At 61.9% G+C, this 19,372-nt stretch carries 15 protein-coding genes; 2 read left to right on the plus strand and 13 right to left on the minus strand.

Going from position 1 to position 19,372, the window contains the following annotated elements; all coding sequences use genetic code 11:
• Positions 1-39: 39 nt before the first annotated feature.
• Together AC07W7_RS15860 and AC07W7_RS15865 are read right to left on the minus strand one after the other, a co-directional pair.
• Positions 40-444, minus strand: coding sequence for a DUF4440 domain-containing protein (locus tag AC07W7_RS15860; protein ID WP_495039657.1), 405 nt, complete (start codon positions 442-444; stop codon positions 40-42).
• Positions 441-1,631, minus strand: coding sequence for an MFS transporter (locus AC07W7_RS15865; RefSeq protein ID WP_495039658.1), 1,191 nt, complete (start codon positions 1,629-1,631; stop codon positions 441-443). Before AC07W7_RS15865 ends, AC07W7_RS15860 begins: the two co-directional genes overlap by 4 nt.
• A gap of 110 nt (positions 1,632-1,741) precedes the next feature.
• On the opposite strand from AC07W7_RS15865, the gene AC07W7_RS15870 reads away from it, so the two are divergent.
• Positions 1,742-2,596: a LysR family transcriptional regulator gene (locus AC07W7_RS15870; protein WP_495039659.1), complete on the plus strand. Its 855-nt coding sequence runs from the start codon at positions 1,742-1,744 to the stop codon at positions 2,594-2,596.
• Positions 2,597-2,636: 40 nt separating this feature from the next.
• Here the strand turns inward: AC07W7_RS15870 and AC07W7_RS15875 are convergent, their stop codons facing one another.
• Both AC07W7_RS15875 and AC07W7_RS15880 read right to left on the minus strand, forming a co-directional pair.
• Positions 2,637-3,449 carry an SDR family oxidoreductase gene (locus AC07W7_RS15875; protein WP_495039660.1) on the minus strand — a complete coding sequence of 271 codons (813 nt, stop codon included), beginning with the start codon at positions 3,447-3,449 and terminating at the stop codon, positions 2,637-2,639.
• Between the two features lie 20 nt (positions 3,450-3,469).
• Positions 3,470-3,934 carry a multidrug transporter gene (locus AC07W7_RS15880; protein ID WP_495039661.1) on the minus strand — a complete coding sequence of 155 codons (465 nt, stop codon included), beginning with the start codon at positions 3,932-3,934 and terminating at the stop codon, positions 3,470-3,472.
• Positions 3,935-4,136: 202 nt separating this feature from the next.
• Between AC07W7_RS15880 and AC07W7_RS15885 the strand changes: the two genes are divergently transcribed.
• Entirely contained in the window at positions 4,137-6,920 is a 2,784-nt protein-coding gene (locus AC07W7_RS15885) for a dermonecrotic toxin domain-containing protein (protein ID WP_495039662.1), read from the plus strand.
• 125 nt (positions 6,921-7,045) lie between these two features.
• Here the strand turns inward: AC07W7_RS15885 and AC07W7_RS15890 are convergent, their stop codons facing one another.
• The 9 genes from AC07W7_RS15890 to algK form a co-directional block, all read right to left on the minus strand.
• Entirely contained in the window at positions 7,046-8,497 is a 1,452-nt protein-coding gene (locus AC07W7_RS15890; RefSeq protein ID WP_076965128.1) for a mannose-1-phosphate guanylyltransferase/mannose-6-phosphate isomerase, read from the minus strand.
• A gap of 149 nt (positions 8,498-8,646) precedes the next feature.
• Positions 8,647-9,300 (minus strand): alginate O-acetyltransferase AlgF, encoded by a 654-nt coding sequence (locus AC07W7_RS15895; RefSeq protein ID WP_495039663.1) that lies wholly within the window; start codon positions 9,298-9,300, stop codon positions 8,647-8,649.
• A 16-nt stretch (positions 9,301-9,316) separates the two neighbouring features.
• Positions 9,317-10,495: an alginate O-acetyltransferase gene (locus tag AC07W7_RS15900; protein WP_495039664.1), complete on the minus strand. Its 1,179-nt coding sequence runs from the start codon at positions 10,493-10,495 to the stop codon at positions 9,317-9,319.
• 11 nt (positions 10,496-10,506) lie between these two features.
• Positions 10,507-12,039, minus strand: a complete 1,533-nt coding sequence (locus tag AC07W7_RS15905) for an MBOAT family O-acyltransferase (RefSeq protein ID WP_076965131.1) — start codon at positions 12,037-12,039, stop codon at positions 10,507-10,509.
• Positions 12,040-12,220: 181 nt separating this feature from the next.
• Positions 12,221-13,315 carry a mannuronate-specific alginate lyase gene (locus AC07W7_RS15910; RefSeq protein ID WP_495039665.1) on the minus strand — a complete coding sequence of 365 codons (1,095 nt, stop codon included), beginning with the start codon at positions 13,313-13,315 and terminating at the stop codon, positions 12,221-12,223.
• Between the two features lie 8 nt (positions 13,316-13,323).
• Positions 13,324-14,772 carry an alginate O-acetyltransferase gene (locus AC07W7_RS15915; protein ID WP_495039666.1) on the minus strand — a complete coding sequence of 483 codons (1,449 nt, stop codon included), beginning with the start codon at positions 14,770-14,772 and terminating at the stop codon, positions 13,324-13,326.
• An 11-nt stretch (positions 14,773-14,783) separates the two neighbouring features.
• Positions 14,784-16,373 (minus strand): mannuronan 5-epimerase AlgG, encoded by a 1,590-nt coding sequence (gene algG, locus AC07W7_RS15920; RefSeq protein WP_099167662.1) that lies wholly within the window; start codon positions 16,371-16,373, stop codon positions 14,784-14,786.
• Positions 16,373-17,860: an alginate export family protein gene (locus tag AC07W7_RS15925; protein ID WP_495039667.1), complete on the minus strand. Its 1,488-nt coding sequence runs from the start codon at positions 17,858-17,860 to the stop codon at positions 16,373-16,375. Before AC07W7_RS15925 ends, algG begins: the two co-directional genes overlap by 1 nt.
• Entirely contained in the window at positions 17,857-19,236 is a 1,380-nt protein-coding gene (gene algK, locus AC07W7_RS15930) for an alginate biosynthesis TPR repeat lipoprotein AlgK (protein WP_495039668.1), read from the minus strand. Before algK ends, AC07W7_RS15925 begins: the two co-directional genes overlap by 4 nt.
• Between the last annotated feature and the right edge of the window lie 136 nt (positions 19,237-19,372).

A 19,372-nucleotide genomic window follows, 5' to 3' on the forward strand; every position in this document is an offset into this window, starting at 1 on the left:
TCGCGGATTGCCGTAGGAGCCGGCCTCTACAAGGGAGGGTTATTGGCCCTGGATATAGGTCTCATGCAGATGCCGCCACAGCAGCGAGCCACTGGCCTGTTGCTCGAACACCACGGTGGCCCGGCGGTCTGTCTGGGTGCCGCTGTGATCAACCTGATGCTCACGATAAGTCAGCGTGGCACCGTGCGCATGGCGGTCGATGCCTGCCAGTTCACTCAAGGTGATTTTCAACCCGGGCCGCATGCCGCCCAGGCGAGTGAACAGGGCATGGACCCCGGCGGTATTGACCCGTGCGCCGGTAGTGGGGGCGATCATGCTGAACTCGGGGGAGAAGCGCGCCAGTAGAGTGTGCAACGTGCCTTCAGGGGCTGTGCCTGCAAACCATTGCTCGATCTCGATGTGGGTCTGGATCACTTCTGCAAAAAAATCGCTGTAGTCAATCATTGCGCAGGCTCGCTGGCTGGGTGAAGCAGTGCCCGTACCCTGGAGGCATCCAGGCGTAGCACTGCCAAGAGCGGCAGCAGTGTCAGGGCTGCCGCGATCGTGAAGGTCATGGTGAAGGAATCCGAGGCCGAGAGCACGGCGCTGAGTGCCGCCGCACCGAGGCAAAAACTCAATTGTCGATTGATATTCCACAACGCGCTGGCGTGGCCCATGCGTTCGGTGGGGATATCCAGGAACGCCAGGGTCTGCGCGGTGCTGCTGCACAGGCTGCCACCCAGGCCCATCAGGGCATAGGCGCAGATAATCAGGGCGGGCTGGGCAGCCGTGAGCAGCAGGATGCCGCCACCTTGCAAGGCCATGCCGGCCAGCAGCAATGGCTTGGGCCCACAACGGCTGAACAGTTGCTTGCCCAGGTAGATCGCCAGGGCTGAGGCCAGTGCCCACGGCAGCATCAAGGCCCCGGTGCGTGTCGCGTCGTATCCAAGGCCTCGCAGGTAGAGGATGGCGACCAGGCTGGTGCCGATAAACACACCGGGGATGAATAGATACACCAACATCGCTACCCGCAGCATCGGGCTACCGAGTTGTTTGAACAGGCTCCCCAGTGCCAGGGCCGGCCGCACGGTGGCGGGCACATCGGGTGTTATCCACAGCAAGGCCAGCAGCAGGGTCAGGAGGACCAATGGCAGGTTGGCATAGAAGATCCAGCGCCACGACACGCTGTCGACGAGCAAGCCGCCCAGCGCCGGGGAGAGCGCCGGGACCAGCAGCGCCACCGACATCACTCGGGCTGTCAGTTGGTGGCGCTGCCCGGGGGCAATGTGTCGATACGCCAGGGCCTGGCCCACCGGTATCAGCAACCCGCCGCCCAAGCCTTGCAACAGCCGCCAGCCGATCAGCGCCTGGATCGACTCGGCCTGGCCCACCAGCACCGACGCCATGCCAAACAGCCCCAGGCTCGCGGCGATCAACCGCCGTTCGCCCACTGCTGCGGCGAGCCATACGCTCAGCGGGATAATCACGGTGAGGCCGAGCAGGTACGCATTGCTGACCCAGGCCAATTGCGTGACAGAGGCGTGCAGCTCCCGGGCGATATCCGGGTAGGCAACGGTGGCGACAAACATGTTCACCAGGTCCAGGGCCAAGCCCAGTAAAAAGATCCAGGCGACTTTCGAGGGATAGGTCATAGGGCGATCCGGCAGTTGAGGCGGGCAGGGTAGGCCGGTTGCAGGGCTTGGGATACACGGCTTTACCTGTTAGTTTGTCAAAATTATTTTGACAAACGGGGCCCTGCGCCATGGTCAGCCTGGACCGATTCGACACTTTCAAGGCCGTGGTCGAGGCCGGCTCGCTGACCGCGGCTGCCGATCTGCTGGGCCAGACCCGTGCGGTGGTCAGTTTCAATCTCAAGCGCCTGGAAGCCGAACTGGGCGTTACCCTGCTGACCCGCACGACCCGCCAACTGGCGCTCACCGAGGCCGGCGAGCGTTTCTACCTGCGCTGCACACGCATGCTCGAAGAGGCGCGGCTGGCGGTGGAAGAGGCCCGTTCTGAACATGCCCAGCTCAAGGGCACACTGCGCATCACCACCACCGTCGAATATGCGCTGGCGGTGGTCGCCCCGGCAGTGGAAGGCTTTCGCCGCCTGCACCCGGACCTCAAGATTCACTTATCCACATCCTCCACCCATGCCGACCTGATCTGCGAACGCTTCGACGTGGCGATTCGGCTGGGGCGCCTGCTGGACTCCAATCATCGGGCGGTGCAGTTATCCACCTATCAGGTATTTGCCGTTGCGGCGCCCGGCACGGGTACTGCTCATACGCTGGATGAACTTGAGCAACTGCCCAGGCTGGGGCATGGCCGCTTGACCGAACTGAGCGTGACCGATCCGGCAGGTTGTGAGCATCAATATCGCTCGGCTCCCAGTGCGCTGGTGGTTGACAGTGCCGCCGTGCTTCAAGCATTTGCCGTGCGCGGCCATGGCGTGGCGATTCTGCCGCAGTGGTTGGTGCAGGAGGACCTGGACGCGGGGCGATTGGTGCGCCTGTTGCCGGATCATCGCTTCGCCTCCCAAGGGGTGTATGCGCTGTACCCGGACACGCGGCATTTGCCGCTCAAGGTGCGGGCGTTTATTGATTTTATGAAATAGCGCAAACCCTGTGGAAAGGGGGCAAGCTTCGCCACCGTGATCAAAGTGCCCCACCCAGCCCAAACCGCTTCTTCAACACCGTCTCCAACACCCCCTTGGGCAGCAGTGCGGCCATCAACGGCAACGCCCGGCTGCCATTGCCCGAACGCAGCAGGCGCGGTGGTTGGCTCTGTTGCACTGCCTTGAGCACATCCGCTGCAAACAGGCTGGCCGGGGTTGGTTTGTCCTGGGAGGCCTGGGAGCGCGCACGAATGCCATCACGCAATGGCCACCATGGCGACTTCTCGTTGATCAACAGCTCGGCTTGGGCGCCGGCGTTTTTTGCAAAACTTGTATCGATAGCCCCCGGCTGCACTTCCATCACCCGCACGCCAAACGGCGCCAGCTCCATGCGCAATGCGTCGCTCAAGGCATGCACGGCGGCCTTGGAGGCGCAGTAGGCACCGGCAAACGGCGTGACCAGCACCCCGGACACGCTGCCGATATTCACCACCAGCCCCTTGCGCGCGCGCAGGGCGGGGAACAGGGCCTGGGTCACGCCGACAATGGCGAACACGTTGGTCTCGAACTGGCGCTGCAGGGCCTCGGTGCCGCCATCGAGCAGTGGGCCCATGGCGCCGTAGCCGGCGTTGTTGATCAGCACATCCAGCTCCCCCACGTGCCCGGCCAGTTGTGCCAGGGCCGGCCCGTCATTGACATCCAGTTGCACGGCCTGGAAGCCGGCAGCCTGGAGTGCCGCGACATCTTCAGGGCGGCGGGCGCTGGTCCAGACGTCGTAGCCTGCGGCCTTGAAGGCATCGGCCAGGGCGCGGCCGATGCCGCTGGAGCAACCGGTGATAAGTACGTTGGGCATGGATCAATCCTTTGTGGTTGTTAGTCGCAGAAGCTGCCTTGCAGGTGCTCGGCGCGAAACTCCAGGGTTTGCGGGCGGTAGCCAGGGCGCAATGGCGGCACTGGCAGGCAGTCTTCCCAGGTGGCGCCGGCCTGCAACTCGCCGGGGCCGCGATAGCGTGGGGCGGCGTAGACGTTATCGGCCAGGTTCACCGTGTCACCCGGCGCGTAGGCGGCGACGCGCCAGCGCAGTTCGGTCAGGGGCACGTCATTGCCGTTGTTGAGCGTGAGCTGCAGGGGGCGGTCGGCGGGGCACTGTTCGGGGGTGTAGGTGATGCGCAGTTCCAGGCGCGCCAGTTGCGCGGCTTCGCGGTTGTCCAGCCAGACCACCCACAGCGCCACGCAGCCCAGGCCCACTGCGGCGGCGAGGGAGACTGGCAACGCCCTGGCCGGGTAGCGCAGCAACAGGATCAGCCAGGTGACGATCAGCAAAACGCCGAAAAACATGGGGGCAGCCTCGTGGAGAGATGAGCCATCGTACCGTTGACGGCATGCAGTTGCCTATCGGGTTGCGATTGCCCGCAAATGGACATTCCACGTTACCTTGGTGCGGGAATCAATGCTGTTGTTCGCCTCACAGATGTATATACAGCCACAGACTGACCTCCGTTGTTCTGCGGTTTTTTTATACATACCGAGAGCAAACCTCATGAGCTTATCCATACAAAACTTTTCTCTTCCTGCTTATCAGACCTTCGCTCCTGCCGACGAGAGCCGCCCAGTAACGTCTACCTCCACTGGGCAATCAACCCCCCGTGCAGGCAGCAGTGACCTGGACCACCGTAATACGCTGACCCTGACACTGGCAGGGCTGGAGGAAGGCATTACCACGGGGCGTGTCTCCAATGAGCATATCCTCCCGGCCCTGCAGGCCGCCAAGGTACAACTGGCGCCCGATGCGCAACACTCGGGCCCGATACTGCAAGTCAGCCTTGCGCAATACATCACGGCCAATGGTTGGAGCCTTCCGCAAAACCGCGAGGAGCTTATCCAACTCAGGCAGACCCTCTCGTCCCTGGCGCCTACCAGCCCCTCGAATGCTTACGCCGTCATTACCGAGCGAGTTGCCAAGGCCAATGCCGAGAAAGCCAAATTCAAAACGGTGGCGTTGGGGACGGCTGCGGCATTTCCCGATGTGCGCAAAGAAGCCAAAAAGCGGGCGGAAGAGATTGTGTTCCAGTTGACCGGAACCCATGTGGACGCCGATAAGACTTATTTGAATCGTTTCAACGGCTCGCAATCTGCGGCAACCGTTACCGGTTGGGAACACATGAATGAGGAACCCTCTTCTTCAATCAGTTTGACCGATGCGGTATTGAAGAACTTTTCCGAGTCCGACGGAGTTCCCGGCAGCCTGGACTCGCAAGCGGGTTTGTATAAAGACGGCCCCGGGCAAAGTACAAAAGGCGGCTACGGCGCCCATAACCAAATCCCCCTGGCGCCGTCGAGCTTTATGAAGGCCCTCTGGGAGTCCGATTTCCAGACGACCATGTCGGGCAAAATCGACAATTTCTGGAAAGGCCACGCCGAGGATTACCGCACCGTCCAGAAAGGCATATTCCTCTATAAGGCAAGCGCGCAACTCAAGTCCCAGGAAGCCAAGTTACCTGCCGAACGAGCGTTGCAGCCACCCGAGCATGAGTTCACCAGAAGCGACTACAGACGGCTGATGAAGGCGGTTACCGGTGAGGAAATCACTGAAGAGCAGCCCCTGACGGTCGACAAATTGCAGGCGAAATCCCCGGTAACCGGTGATGTCCAGGCCCATGCATTCGATATCAATGGGTTCCAGTCCAGTGACATTGTGCGTTTTACCCTGCCCAGCGAGGGGCCCGCAAAATATGTCAACGGTCGCCCGGATGGCGTGCAGATTCTCTATATACCTGACGCCCAGCCGGCCTTCCTCAAATTCGCCTCGCTGGAAAAAATGGATCAATGGGTCAGCGATCAAGCCAAGACACCGCAGTCGCTCACAGCCCTGGAGTCGCACTTCTCGCTGGCGGATCGGCAGAACAGAGAGACCGGGGGGTTTGGCGGTGCCTTATTTACGGCAATCGTGCCGCTGATATCCCTGGCCCCTGATATCCGTCCTAAAAAAGGCCTTGATGCAACGTTGGAGTATCTCGGTACGGGAAGCGTCAGCAATCAGGAGGGCAACGTCATTGATCGCGGCAACTTCGCGATCAAGGGTGATGTGTTCAGTCACATGGCGGATCTAGGCCAGCAGCGCATGAAAGACGATGCAGACACCGCGATCAAATCCAACAGCGAGGTCACGCGTGACACCTGGCTCAACGATATCTCGGTCGGTGCCCAATTGCTGCTTAAGCTGGCGCCGCTGGGGGCGCCGGTCGCCGCTGCCGCTGTCCTCACAGGCCTCACGGAAGTCGTGCTGGGCAGCGAAAAAGAGGCGTCGGGCGACACCCAGGCCGAACGTCATGACGGGGCATCGAAGACATTCGACGGGCTGCTCAATACCTTGTTCTCTTCTATCGGTGTCGGCTCAACAGCCGAAGATCCCTTTGCCCTGCCCAAAGAAGAGCCATTAGGTATTGACCCACCCCTCGAATCTGCACCCGAACCCGCATCTGGCCCTGGCGACATTGGTTCCGAGGCGTCCAATCGTCTGCAACCGTCACAAGCGGGCAATATCAGCGCCTACGCCGTTGAGGATGGCGAGTCATTGCTGGCCAAGAGTACGGTCAATACCAAAGGGATTTATCAATACAAGGACGAGACGGGAACCGATCGTTGGTTTATCCGGTATACCGATCAGTCAGGTGTTGCCAAGACGTATGAGGTCAGAAGCGATTTCAAACTCAGTGACAACTATGTCGAGATTATAGATCCCCAGACCCGTAAAACCGTCTTGACCGTCGAGGCGGATGCCAATAACGAATGGATCCCGAGCAGGACAGTGGGGGGCAACAAAAAAACCGGTAAGAACATGAGCGCGGGCCAAGAACGCCCAGCCGGGCAAGGCGCGCTGGCATCAAGCTCAACAGCGAATCAACCCTTGGCCAATCATCAGGATTGGCAATCGATAGTGGATTCGGGCACTTACAACGGCAAGCCGGTTTACATTCACTACACCAGCAAGGAAGGCGCCGAAGCGATTGCCCGCGAGCGCAGCATTAATGATTTGGCGCGTGGTGAAAGGCGCGCGGGTTCAAAGGGCGGCGTGTACGTTAACCCTCCAGGCCAGCAATTCAACAGTGAAAACGTTGAGACCCTGTTGTTTTTAGGGAATGAACGCTATGTGGGCAGTGGCGACTATATGGTGATCTTCAGCTCTGACCAGGCGCCCGTGGAGATAGGCGCGGTCACGCAGGGCAGTCAGTTCCGTGAGCTCAAGATGGCCAAGGCAATCAAGCTGACGCCATCGAATTTTTTGTATTTGGGGCCGAACACCTTCAAGAACTATTTCGAGTAAAGGGGCAACGCTATGTGGGTGATCGCTGCCGTTGCGTGCCGTGGCACCCATAGAAAAAGCCCCCACCCAACCCACTGCGGATAGGGGACGCAATGGGCTGGGCGAGGGCTTTTTGTTCTGCGGTGTTACTGCGCGATGGTTTTCACCGATACACCACGCTCAACCGGGGTCGAGCGCCCGTAGATATCTTCAAAGCGCTCGATATCGTCCTCGCCCAGGTAGCTGCCCGATTGCACTTCGATGATTTCCAACGGGATCTTGCCCGGGTTGCGCAGGCGGTGCACCGAGGCAATCGGGATGTAGGTGGACTGGTTCTCGCAGAGCAGGAACACGTTCTCGTCGCAGGTCACTTCGGCGGTGCCGCTGACCACGATCCAGTGTTCGGCGCGGTGGTGGTGCATCTGCAGTGACAGGCACGCGCCCGGCTTGACCGAGATGTGCTTGACCTGGAAACGCCCGCCCATGTCCACCGAGTCGTAGGAGCCCCACGGGCGGTAGACCTCGCAGTGGTTCTGGGTCTCGCTGCGCCCCTGTTCGTTGAGGGTGTTGACCATCTGCTTGACGCCCTGGACCTTGTCCTTGTGGGCAATCATCATCGCGTCCTTGGTTTCCACCACCACGATGTTTTCCAGGCCGATCACCGATACCAGCTTGCCGTTGCCGTGGATCATGCAGTTCTTGCTGTCCTGGATCACCACGTCGCCCTTGGTCACGTTGCCGTTGGCGTCCTTGTCGTTGACCGCCCACAGCGAGGCCCAGCAACCCACGTCGCTCCAGCCGGCGCTCAGCGGCACCACGCAGGCGCGCTGGGTTTTTTCCATGACCGCGTAGTCGATGGAATTGTCCGGGCAGCAAGCGAAGGTGGCTTCGTCGAAGGTCACGGTATCGGCGGTCTGCTCGCTGCGCTCCAGGGTCAGCACGCAGGTGTCGTAGATGTCTGGGTCGTGCTTTTTCAGCTCTTCGAGGAAGCGGCTGGCGCGGAACAGGAACATGCCGCTGTTCCAGAAGTAACCGCCGCTCTTGACGAACTCGACGGCGCGTTTTTCATCGGGTTTTTCCACGAACTGCTGCACCCGGCTGACGCCTTCGGGCAGCAGTGAATCGTTGGTGGACTTGATGTAGCCGTAACCGGTTTCCGGGCGGGTGGCCGGCACGCCGAACAGCACCATCTCACCACGCTCGGCGGCCACGGTGGCCAGGGCCAGGGCGCGTTGCAGGGCTTTCTGATCGTCCAGTACATGGTCGGCCGGCAGCACCAGCATCAGCTCGTCACGGCCTTCGTTGACCAGCATCATCGCGGTCAGGGCCACGGCCGGCGCGGTGTTGCGCCCGAACGGCTCCATCAGGATGCGCTGGCTTTCCAGCTTACGGGCGCTCAACTGCTCATTGACGATAAAGCGATGGTCCTTGTTGCAGACCACGATCGGGCTGTCCATGCCTTCAAACACCAGGCGTTCCAGGGTCTGCTGGAACAGCGTGTGCTCGCCGGTCAGAGCCAGGAACTGCTTAGGGAACTGTTTACGCGAAAGCGGCCAAAGACGTGAGCCGCTACCACCGGAAAGGATTACTGGGATCATGGGTGTTTCTCCTTGAATCGATTTGGGTCAGAGCCTGTGGGAGCGGGCTTGCTCGCGAAGGCATCACCTCGGTGCAACTGAGACACCGAGTCGCCTGCATCGCGAGCAAGCCCGCTCCCACAGGGGGTATGCGTCAATTCAACATCTAGTTAGCGGGTCGACACCGGGCGCTTGACCCACACCGGCGACAGGCTCGAACCGGAGCCCATGACATACAGCACCGCCGCCTCACCACGCTCCAGCGCCACCGGCTTCACGTCGCCGACCTTCTTGTCGCCGTCGTACAGCGCCAGGCTGACCTTCACCGGGTTGATCTCGCGCTCGCCACGGCCCTTGGCGGCCACGGCCTTGACCACGTCGGTCTTGCCGTCGGCGGTCTTCAGGGTCAGGGCCTTGTCGCTGAGGTTCTGCACGCGCACCAGGGATTTTTGCTTGTTCTTGAACGGCGGTTCTTCGATCAACTGCGGCTGGCCAGTGCCGCTGTTGACCAGGGTGTAGTAGTGATCGGCGGCCAGCTTGACCGTGACGTTCTGGCTGCCGACCTTGGCGCTGTAGTCGCCGCCCGGCAGGAAGCTGAAGTCACTGCTGGCCAGCGGCGCGACGTCGCTCAGCGCGGTGTTGCCGACGCTGGCGCTGACTTCCTGGTTGCTGGCGTTGAACAGGCGCACGAAGCTGGAGCCTTTCGGCGCGACAGGGCCGTAGAGGGCGGCGTCGCCGGCGGAGGCGGACATTGATACGACGCTCATGCCGATGGCCAGGGCCAGGGGCTTGGCGAGACGACGCGCAGTTGTAGTGAAAGTCATATGAGTTACCTCTCTTTCAGTTTTGCGCCCGGTCGGGCGTCTCGGATGTTTGGTGGTTACTGGCCATGTTTTGTTGGCGCGTACCGGCTTGTTTGAGTTGCGCGACCCACTTGGGGTCGGCCTCGCCGATTTCGTTGTTCACAGGCAGATAGCGTTCCGGAAACTCCCAGATCAGCACTTGCGGCGGGCTGTTCTTGAAGTCAGCGCTTTTCAGGTAGCTGAGCATCGGCAGGATCGGGCCGTGGCCGTCTTCGGAGTAGTTCACCACGTCGCTGCCCAGGGCTTGCTTCAGGGCGCCGACGAAGTTCCAGTTGGGGTTGGCGCTGTAGCTGGTGCCCACCAGGGCCACCGGCATCTCGCTGTCGGCAAACAGCGCATCGTCGCCTGCGGCCTGGGCTTGCACGGCGTGGGTCACGCGTTTTTGCAGGGGCTCCTTGGGCGGCATCAGGTTTTCAAACAGTGGGTCCAGGGGCAGGAACAGGCGCAGGTCGCCGCTGTGGGGGACGATGCCCTCGGCGTCGGTGACAAAATGCTGGGGCTCGCCACTGAGCAGGGTCTTGGCGTTGATCACACGGGCCAGTTGTTTGGCGGCGACTTCGGCGCCCTCCGGGGTCCAGTGGGTGTCGGTGCGCAGGAACACCTGCTGGCCATGCAGCTTGGCCTGTTGCAACGGGCCCAGCAGGTCAGGGGCGATGATCTGGTCGGCGGCCACCCGGGCATGAAAGTCCTGGTAGAGCCCGGCATGAATGCTCGCCGGCTGCACGTCGCCCAAGTGCTCGGGGTACAGACGCACCTTGGCCGGGACAATCGCCATCACCAACTGCACGCCCTTGGCCTTGAGAGCCTGGCGCACGCCTTCGACCAGGGCGTAGTTGTCTTGCAGGTTCTGCTCCTGGTTGACGGCGGGGTTGAACTCCTCGTCGCTGTACAACCAGTGGTCGCGGCCCAGCACCACGCCGGGACGGCCTTCGTTGAACAGCTTGTAGTCCAGGGCGGCCCAGAGGTTGGTGCCCAGGCGCTTGATCGGGAACTCATCGTCATAATGGGTCTCGACCGCCTTGGCCCAGCGCCCGTTGAGCACGGTGGCGTCGGCGTGGGTGCTGAAACCGAAGAAACTGCGTAGCGACCACGCGCCCAGGACCACAAGCAGGGCCATGAACAGCGCGGCGTAGAGGATGCGGAATGAACGGGTCATGGTCGGCTCCCTCAGAACTGGAAGTAAAGGAACGGCGAGAAGCTTTGCGCCGAGAGTTTCAGGATCGACGCCACGAACAGCAGCAGGATCAGGGCGCGCATGGCGTAGCGTGGCCAGTCGGCGGTCCAGTAGGCCGGTTGCACGGCGGCGTTGCTGCCGACGCTGAAACCAGGCTCCTGGATACTGCCGGGGTTATCCCCAGGCACGGCCTTGATCAGGCTCGGGTCAGCCGGCTTGGCCTTGTCGGCCGGGCGATTGCTGTAGAAGTCGCGCAGGCCGAAGAACGCCAGCGTGGCGTAGGCCACCACCATGGTTGCCACTTGCAGGCCGGTGAGGTTGGCGCGGTTGAGTTCCGACAGCGACCACTCGCCAAAGCTGAACATCGCGCCGTACATGCGCCCGGCGACGTGCAGGTTTTCGGCGCGGAAGATCACCCAGCCCATCACCACCAGCAGGAAGGTGAAGGCCCAGCGCACCGGGTTGAAGCTGCGTGGCGAGGTATTGAGGCCGATGGCTTTTTCAATCGCCAGCCACATGCCATGCCAGGCGCCCCAGAGGATGTAGGTGATGTTCGCACCGTGCCACAGGCCACCGAGCAGCATGGTCAGGAACAGGTTGCGGTAGGTGGTCAGCGTGCCTTTGCGGTTGCCGCCCAGGGTGATGTACAGGTAGTCGCGCAGCCAGGTGGACAGGCTGATATGCCAGCGCCGCCAGAACTCGGTGATCGATTGGCTGATATAGGGTTGCTTGAAGTTTTCCATAAAGCGGAAACCCATCATCAAGCCCAGGCCGATGGCCATGTCGCTGTAGCCGGAGAAGTCGAAATACAGCTGTGCGGTATACGCCAGCGCGCCGAGCCAGGCATCACCGGTGCTGGGGTTTTGCAGGGCAAAGCAATGATCGGCCACCACCGCCAGGGTGTCGGCGATAAACACCTTCTTGATAAAGCCCTGCATGAACCGCGTGCAGCCCTCGGAGAATTTATCCAGGGTGTGGGTGCGGTTGTTGAACTGGTCGGCCAGGTCGCGAAAGCGCAGCACGGGGCCGGCAATCAGGTGCGGGAAGATCGCCACGAACGCCGCAAAATCGATGAGGTTGCGGGTGGCCGGGGTGTCGCCGCGGTACACATCGATGATGTAGCTGATGGACTCGAAGATGTAGAACGAGATCCCGATCGGCAACAGTACGTGGGTCAGGATAAATGGCTCCAGGCCCGCCGATTTCATCATCAGGTTGATGCTGTCGACGCCGAAGTTGGCGTACTTGAAGTAGCCGAGGATGCACAGGTCGACCGCCACGCCGAGCAGCAGCCAGCGCTGGGCCGGCTTGGTGCGCACGCCTGCGGCACCGACCTTGAGGCCGATCCAGTAGTTCCACAGGGTCACGGCGGCGAACAGCGCCAGGAAGTCCACCCGCCACCAGGCGTAGAACACATAGCTGGCAATCAGCAGCAGCAGATTGCGATAGCGTTGCCCGCTCAAATAGTACAAGCCGAGAAAGATCGGCAAGAACAGAAACAGGAACACATTGGACGAGAAAACCATCCCGATCTCTCCATGTTTAACCAACAGTCAAGGGCCAACGGCCCCCCCAAACCCCCCACGAACAAACGGGGAGGGCGATCGTTCCCACGCTCTGCGTGGGAATGCCTCTTGTGACGCTCTGCGTCACGCTGTGGGACGCAGAGCGTCCCGTGCTGCATTCCCACGCGGAGCGTGGGAACGATCAGCGGCCATACGCCGGGTCGTAGACCTTGGTCAGGTCGCCACCCAGGCGGAAGGTCTTGAACGGCTGCATCTCATGCTTGCGCTCCAGTACGTCCGGGGCGCAGGTGTAGAGGGTGCAGAACGGTTCGAGCCAGGCGAATTTCGCGTCCTGCTCCAGGTCCTGCATGTCCTGCTCCTGGCCGTTCTTTTGCTCGAAGAGCTCTGGATCCTTGGCCCCGGCCAGCACCTTGTCGCCCAGGCGCTTGAGCGCGCCGTTATTCTCACCGCGCACATCCACACCATTGACCAGGGCGAAACTGGCGATCATCGCCAGTGGCGGCAGGGCGTAGTTGTGATAGGCCAGGGCCCGTTGCTGGCGCTTCAGTTCGTTGGGCAGGTAGCCCTGGTCATCCACCTGGTTGACCCCGACCTTGTATTCCTTGACTGCCCAATCGAACAGATCGCGCCGGTTGGTGGCCACGGACGTGGCCATCACCGACCAGGCGGCCCAGTACGAGTGGTTGTTGGTTTTTTCCAGGGGCAGGTTGTCCCAGTCGCTGACCACTTGCTCGGCCAGTTTGTTGAACCAGGCTTCGATCAGCTGCGATTGCTGCGGGTACTTGGCCAGCGGTTGCGACTCGGAAAACTTCAGGCGTACATAGGCCGACGCCATGCTGCCCAGCGCCCATTTGCGCATCGACTTGCCGGTGTGGTTGAAGTCCTTGGACAGCAACGCATCGGCCTTGGCCCAGCTCGCCAGCCAGTCCAGGGTGCATTGCAATTGCTCTGGGCGCCCGTCGCGCATGAACTGCATCACCCGCTTGCTGGTGTCTTTTTCCAGCTTGGTGATATCGGCAGTGCTGTCGCGAAAGGCTTTTTCCGACTGCACATTCAGGGTTGAACGGGCTTTATCGGAGCCTTCGTACTTGCTGCGAAACTGCAGCGAGCCGGTATAGGGCGCCGGCATGGCTTCGCAGTCATTCTTGAAGTCGCCGGTCTTGAACGCTTCAATCGGTGCGAAATAACCCTGGGGCGGGCGCAGCGGCGCGGCGGCGTTGACGTGACCTGCAAACATCGCCAGGCCCAGCAACGTGGGAATCAATAACTTCTGCATAGGTAACCTCATTGCCCAAGTTGCGCGGTCTGCTGACTGCCGCTTGGGAATACGTTGCGTGTGCAAATTTTCGCTTCGACTTTCTGCGCCGCAGCACCCGCTTCGGGGCCCTGCACTTCCACGGCCAGCAGGTTCTGCGAGGCCCAGTCTTCATCGGTGCGCAGTTCAAAGGCGAAACGCCCGTCGGTCTCGGCTGTTTCGGGCTTGTCGATCTTGATGTCCTCGTGGCGCCCGTTCATGTACCAGAGGGTGGCTTGCAGGGTTTTCACCGAGGGATCGGCGAAGCGAATGTCGACCTGATGACGGCTGTTGCGCAGGTCCATGTTCTTGCTGTTGACCATCAACTCGTTCTTGCCCGGCTTGAGGGTGGTGCTGGCGCTCATCTGCGCCGGCTTGCCCTCGCAGCCGTTGTCGAGCAGGGCCATCATCTGGCGGTAGGTGGTTTCCTGGTCGAGGCGATACAGCGGCGAGAATTCCCAGATCAGAATCTTCGGCGGGCTTTTCTGGAACTCTTCGCTGCCCAGGTACTGGATCATCGAGCCTTCCAGGCCGCCGCCGGGGAAGGCGACGTTCAGGATATCGGCGCCGATTTCCTGTTCCAGGAACCCGGCGAAGTTGTAGTTCTTGCCACTGTGGCTGGTGCCCACCAGGGTGATCTGCGGGTTGCCGGAATCGCCGAACAGGTCGCCATCCGCCGCTTCGCCCTTGGGCTCGGTGCTGAACTGGTCCATGTACTGGATCGCGTAGCTGGTGCCACACAGCTGCCCGGCCATGTTGTGCAGGGTGCCGGTCTTGCCCATGCGCCCGGATTTCTTGGTCTCGAACTCGCGCTGGGGGATCCCGGCGAACTCGGGCATGGCGCGTACCTTGGCGCCGACGATTTTCGCGGTGCGTTGGGCGCCATATGGGGTCCAGTGCTGGTCGCCACGGAAGTAGAAGTCGTGGGCCGGCAGTTCGTCGGGCAATTGCTCATTGGCCAGCGGCGACAGGTCCGGCACCACATAGCCCATCTTGGCAAAACGCCCGAGCATGTTCTTGTAGTTGCCCAGGGCCTTGTCGAAGTCAAAGCGGGCTTTTTCCGCCGGGTTGAGTTTGTTGCGGTTCACCAGGCCACGGGTCGGCTGGTAGACCAGCACCAGTTCCACGCCCTTGCTCTTGAACGCATCGTGCAGTTGCTGCATGCGTTTGTAGCCGGCCGGGGTGGTGTCGAATTCGGTGCGCAGGTCTTCCTGGGTACGGAACAGCCAGTCGCCCTGGGCCTGTACCAGGGTGGTGAAGTTCTGCTGGTAGCGGGTGGTGTAGTTCTTGGCGTCGTGAGCGGCGGGGCACAGGTTGCAGCACGGCTCGGCGGTAAAGCTCGGCGCCTTGGCTTCATCGGCGCGCGCGCCACTGCTGGCGGCCAGGATGCCGAGGGTCAAACCCGAGAGGCTGAGCAGCTTGATCATGTGTGGGTGCATAAAGGTCATCCTCAGTCCTGCAGTTGGGTCTGGCGTTCGACAGGGTCGATCAGCACGGCTTTCTGTTGGCGCACCAGCAGGTCGAGAATTTCATCCTGGCGCTCGCCGAGAATCCCCGAGAAGCTGATGCCACTGGATTTGGTCGGGGCGAGCATCGACACGCGAAACAGCTCGATGCTCAAGGGCGAGTCGATGGACAAAGGCCCGCTGCCATTGGCCGCCAGCTCGCCGCCGACCACGATCAGCGAGACCTGGGCGTCGAACGGGTCGAGGGCGATATCGCGGTCGGTGTCGGTCAAGTCCTTGATGTGCCCGTAGACCCCGGTCAGGCCGTTGGCCATGGCGATGTTTTCGTACAGGCGGATATTCACGCTGTTGCGCACGCGGATCCCGTGGCGCCGGTTGCTGATCACTTTGTTGCCCCACAACAGGTTGTCGCCGCTCTCATAGAGGGTGATGCCGTCGGTGTGGTTGCGGTAGATCTCGTTGTCGGCGATCAGGTTGTTCACGCTGTTACGGTCGATCACCAGGCCCGACAGCTTGTTGTCGTAGCTGCGGTTGTTGAAGATGAAGCTGTCGTTGACCTCACGGGAAATGATGATGCCGTGCTTCTTCTTGGTGCCGTACACGGTATTGTCGGCAATGATCAGGCCGTGGGAACGGTCGTGGGGGTCGATGCCGTAGACGATATTGTCTTTGTAGGTGCTGCCCTTGATCACAAAACCTGTGGTTTCGTAGCAGTAGAAGCCGTACCACATGTCCGAGAACTCGGAATCGACAATCCAGCCGGTGGGCTCCGGGCGCTTGAGGACCTTGGCCATGTTCGGCGTGTACTGGGAAATACTCACGCCGTAGGACTTGCTGTTGGCATAGCCGAAGCTGGCCATCTTGCTGTTGACGATATAGGTCTGGGTGCCGCCCCAGGCCAGCAGGAACGGGCGGAATTCCGTGGGTGAGCGGAAGGTCGCCGGGCCGTTGCTCTTCTCGCGCCAGCCGGTGATCTTGGTGTCGCGCACAAACAGCTGGCCGTCGTTGACCAGGAACGCGCCGGCCTCCTGGGACAGGCGCAATTCCTGGGTCTGCCTGTCGATTTCGAGGATGCCTTTTTCGCCGACCACAATCGGCAGCCTGGCCAGGAATACGCCGGGCGAGGTTTCGCTCAGGTACTGCTTGGGCACCTTCTGGAGCAAGTCCTTGAGGTTCATGTAGCCGTCGTCGATAAAGATCGCCTGGGGGATGCCGTGCTGGCGCACCACCCATTCGGCCATCTTGTTGTCGCCGCCGATAAAGTCCTTGAGGGCGTTTTCCTGCATCATCCGGCGCACGCTGACCTTGCCGGCCTTGTTGCGTACGATTTTTTTCGCCACAGCTTGTGCGGTGTAGCCCGACAGGTCCGGCAGCGCCGGCTTGGCCAGCTCCAGCGGCGCGGTGGGCGGGCTGGTGATGGTGTAGGTCTTGGCCTGTTGCAGTTCCTTGGCGATGGTGGGCGCCTTGACCTGCGGCTCGACATTGGCAAAGGCCGGGGCGCACGCCAGCAGCATTGCCGCCGCGAGCAGGGCCGAGCCTTTGAGGGCGTGAGGATTCATTGCGCAGGCTCCCATCAGAAGCGCCAGACTACGTCGACAAAGGCGCGGTGCATGTACGAGTCGACTTGCTTGCCATAGGCATCGCCCGGCTTGAACACGCCACCACGAAAGCGCACCAGGGCCGACGGTTCGTCGATTGACTGGCTGAGAGCGGCGGGCAGCAGGCCCTTCTTGAAGTACTTGGTGACCACCAGGTCCATCTCCTGGCCGAGGTCTTTCTGACCGTCTTGCAGAGGCAGGGAGGCGCTGGACAGCACGGCGCCGGTGACATCGTCGTAGTTGTTCTGCACCGCATCGATGCCATTGCTGCCCACCGGCTGGTTGCCGTCCACGCGCCAGAACTTGTGGTAGACCAGGCTGGCGTCGTAGTCGTCGCGCAACTGCCAGGAACCGAACAGGCTCATGGACTGCATATTGTTCATTTCGCCGCGAAACGCCTCGCCAAAACGATGCACCCGCGATTGCGTGCCGGTGAAGTTCGAGCGGTTGCTTTGCAGGCCGTTCTGTTCGTAGTCGGCGCTGGCGCGGGCATAGGCCGCCCCCACTTGCCACTGCGGGTCGAGGCGCAGGCGCACGCCGAGGTCGGTGGCCCAGCCATCGACATCGGTGTTGCGCTTGGCGCTGGCCGGGCGGCTACCGTCGGCGTTCAGGGCGTTGACATTGCTGCGCTCGCCCTGCATGCCGGTGACGCTGGCCCAGTAGTTGACGGTGTTGGTGTTGCGCCAGTTGTAGGCGTCGCTGTTGGCTTCCAGGCCGAGCCAGGTCAGGTCGCCGTTCTGGCGCTTGTCCAGCGAGTCGGTGGCCACGCCCGGTTGCGGGTAGTCGAGCTTGCCGTCATCACGGGTGTGATGGCCGCGCACGCCGACCCAATGCCCCGGGGTCCACTGGTAGGCCGCGTCGGCGTAGAAATGCCGGCGGTCCTTGTCTTCGGGGGACAGCTCCTTGAGGTCGGTGCGGTATTCGCTGAAACGCTCGGCGACGCCGACATTGGCCTTGAGCAGGGTGGTGTCGAAGGTCCAGTTCAGCGCTTCGATATTGGTATCGCGCCATTGCCCGTCGTTATTGCGCAGGCGCTGGCGACCCAACTTGAGGATCTCGCCAGGGTAGGGCGTGAAGCCGCTGTAGCCGACCCAGAACTCGCGCAGGGCCAGGTAGTTCTTTTTGCTCTTGCGGTCGTTGTTGCTCGATTGCTCGGTGGTGTCGCCATCGGACTGTTGCAGGGTGTCGGTCTCGATGATGTCGCTGGACGTCACCGCCTGGCCCATGGCGTAGGCGCTCCAGGCGCCGCGTTCACCGTAGATCCACGGGCGCACATCCAGGCCGATACCGTTGACGTCGCCGCCGCGCTGGGTGCCGAGGTCGCGGTCATCTTCGGACTGGCCGGTGATTTTCACTTCCAGGCCGAAGTTCTGGTCTTCGGTCAGCGCGGCCAGGGTCGGGCATGACCACAGCAGGGCGAAGGACAGGCCAATGCCGGCCTTGACGAATGGATTGAGTTTCATAGGGATTCCTCGCCGTCTTCTTCTTGCAGGGCGTGCAGTTGCAGCGTGCTTTGGCTCAAGGCGCCACGGGCGGCCAGCTCTTGTTGCAGCAGGCGCTGGCCTTCGGCGCGTTGGGCAGGCGGCAGTTGTTGTTCGAGTTGCGCGGCCAGTTCATTGGCTTGCGGGGTGTTTTGGATCTTCGCCAGTTGGCTGAACACGTAGGCGTTGAGCGGGTTGGGCTGGGTGCCCTTGCCTTGGGAAAACAGTTGGGCGATAGCAAAGTCGGCGCTGTTCTGGCCGTTGCGCGCGGCGGTCAGCAAGTGATCCAGGGCCTTTTGCGGGTAGACCTGGCCCAGGTAGCCACGGCGGTAAATCTGCCCGAGGTAGTAATCGGCGGCCACTTCCTGGCCCTGGGCTTTCTGGAAGTGCGCTTGCGCGGCCTTGGCATCGGCCGGCACCCACTTGCCTTCGTAGTACAGCTTGCCCAGCAGCAATTCGGCGCGGGGCTGGTCGGCGGCGCGGCCGTTGTCCAGGTACTGCATCATCTGCTCGACGTCGCCCAGTTCCGGGAAGTCGTAGAGCAACTGCGCAAGGCTGACCCAGGACGCGGGGTAGCCAGGGGCGATTTTTTCCAGCAGGGCCTGGGCGGTCTTTTCGTCGGTCTTGCCCAGTGAGGCATCGCCCAGCACCCGGGCCACACTGTCGACCCGCTGGGCACTGACGGTGCCACGGCTGTAGTCGGCTTGCAGCTGCTTGAGCAGTTCGGCCTGTTGCTCCGGCTGCCCGCGCTTCTGGTAGACAGTGGCGAGTTCGACGTAGCAGATATCGGTGCTGCTGAGCGCGGCCTGGCAGATTTTTTCCACGTCATCGAGGTGCTGGTCGTAGGTGCCCTGGGTGCGATACAGCAGCACCTGCGCCAGGCCCGCTTCCGGGTAGCCGGCGGTGCGCCAGGTATCGATCTGCTGCTGCGCGTTGACGCTGGGGAAATCATGGGGGTATTGCAGGTACAGCATGGCCAGCGGGATCAGGGTGTTGCCTTCGCCATTGGCAAAGGCTTTTTTCAGCAGGCCTTCGGCTTCGCGATGCTCGGCTTCGGTGGCGCCGGGCTTGGCCACCAGCAGGCGACCGAGACGGGCCTGGGCGCGGGGCGATGTATCAGCCGCTGCGCGGTAGGTGGCTTCGGCCTGCTTGATCTGCGCCGGGTCGCGGCTGCCCACCTGGATATCCGCCAGGCCGACCTGGGCTTCGCTGTAGCCCAGCTCGGCCAGTTGCTGGTAGTTCTGCGCGGCGGTGGCGGTGTCGCCACGCTTGAGGGCTTCATTGGCCAGGCGCTGGTCGGGCAGGCCGGCGCAACCGGCCAGTGTGACGGCCAAGGCCAGCAGCGCCACAGGACGCATGTGCGGGCGAGCTTTTGTGGGAGCTGGCTTGCCTGCGATGCGCGCGACTCGGTTTGCCTGCTGCACCGAGTCGATGCTATCGCGGGCAAGCCCGGCTCCCACAGAAGTGGGCTCCCACAGCGATTGCAGTGTTTTT

The organism is Pseudomonas sp. GW821-FHT01D09, from assembly GCF_059422465.1.

Excerpts from the sequence above, each read along its gene's own strand:
- AC07W7_RS15900 (WP_495039664.1), bottom strand. The coding sequence starts at position 10,495 with ATGACCCGTTCATTCCGCATCCTCTACGCCGCGCTGTTCATGGCCCTG.
- AC07W7_RS15895 (WP_495039663.1), bottom strand. The coding sequence starts at position 9,300 with ATGACTTTCACTACAACTGCGCGTCGTCTCGCCAAGCCCCTGGCCCTG.
- algK (WP_495039668.1), bottom strand. The coding sequence starts at position 19,236 with ATGCGTCCTGTGGCGCTGCTGGCCTTGGCCGTCACACTGGCCGGTTGC.
- AC07W7_RS15905 (WP_076965131.1), bottom strand. The coding sequence starts at position 12,039 with ATGGTTTTCTCGTCCAATGTGTTCCTGTTTCTGTTCTTGCCGATCTTT.
- AC07W7_RS15860 (WP_495039657.1), bottom strand. The coding sequence starts at position 444 with ATGATTGACTACAGCGATTTTTTTGCAGAAGTGATCCAGACCCACATC.
- AC07W7_RS15890 (WP_076965128.1), bottom strand. The coding sequence starts at position 8,497 with ATGATCCCAGTAATCCTTTCCGGTGGTAGCGGCTCACGTCTTTGGCCG.
- AC07W7_RS15885 (WP_495039662.1), top strand. The coding sequence starts at position 4,137 with ATGAGCTTATCCATACAAAACTTTTCTCTTCCTGCTTATCAGACCTTC.
- AC07W7_RS15870 (WP_495039659.1), top strand. The coding sequence starts at position 1,742 with ATGGTCAGCCTGGACCGATTCGACACTTTCAAGGCCGTGGTCGAGGCC.
- AC07W7_RS15925 (WP_495039667.1), bottom strand. The coding sequence starts at position 17,860 with ATGAAACTCAATCCATTCGTCAAGGCCGGCATTGGCCTGTCCTTCGCC.
- AC07W7_RS15865 (WP_495039658.1), bottom strand. The coding sequence starts at position 1,631 with ATGACCTATCCCTCGAAAGTCGCCTGGATCTTTTTACTGGGCTTGGCC.
- AC07W7_RS15915 (WP_495039666.1), bottom strand. The coding sequence starts at position 14,772 with ATGCACCCACACATGATCAAGCTGCTCAGCCTCTCGGGTTTGACCCTC.
- AC07W7_RS15910 (WP_495039665.1), bottom strand. The coding sequence starts at position 13,315 with ATGCAGAAGTTATTGATTCCCACGTTGCTGGGCCTGGCGATGTTTGCA.
- algG (WP_099167662.1), bottom strand. The coding sequence starts at position 16,373 with ATGGGAGCCTGCGCAATGAATCCTCACGCCCTCAAAGGCTCGGCCCTG.
- AC07W7_RS15875 (WP_495039660.1), bottom strand. The coding sequence starts at position 3,449 with ATGCCCAACGTACTTATCACCGGTTGCTCCAGCGGCATCGGCCGCGCC.
- AC07W7_RS15880 (WP_495039661.1), bottom strand. The coding sequence starts at position 3,934 with ATGTTTTTCGGCGTTTTGCTGATCGTCACCTGGCTGATCCTGTTGCTG.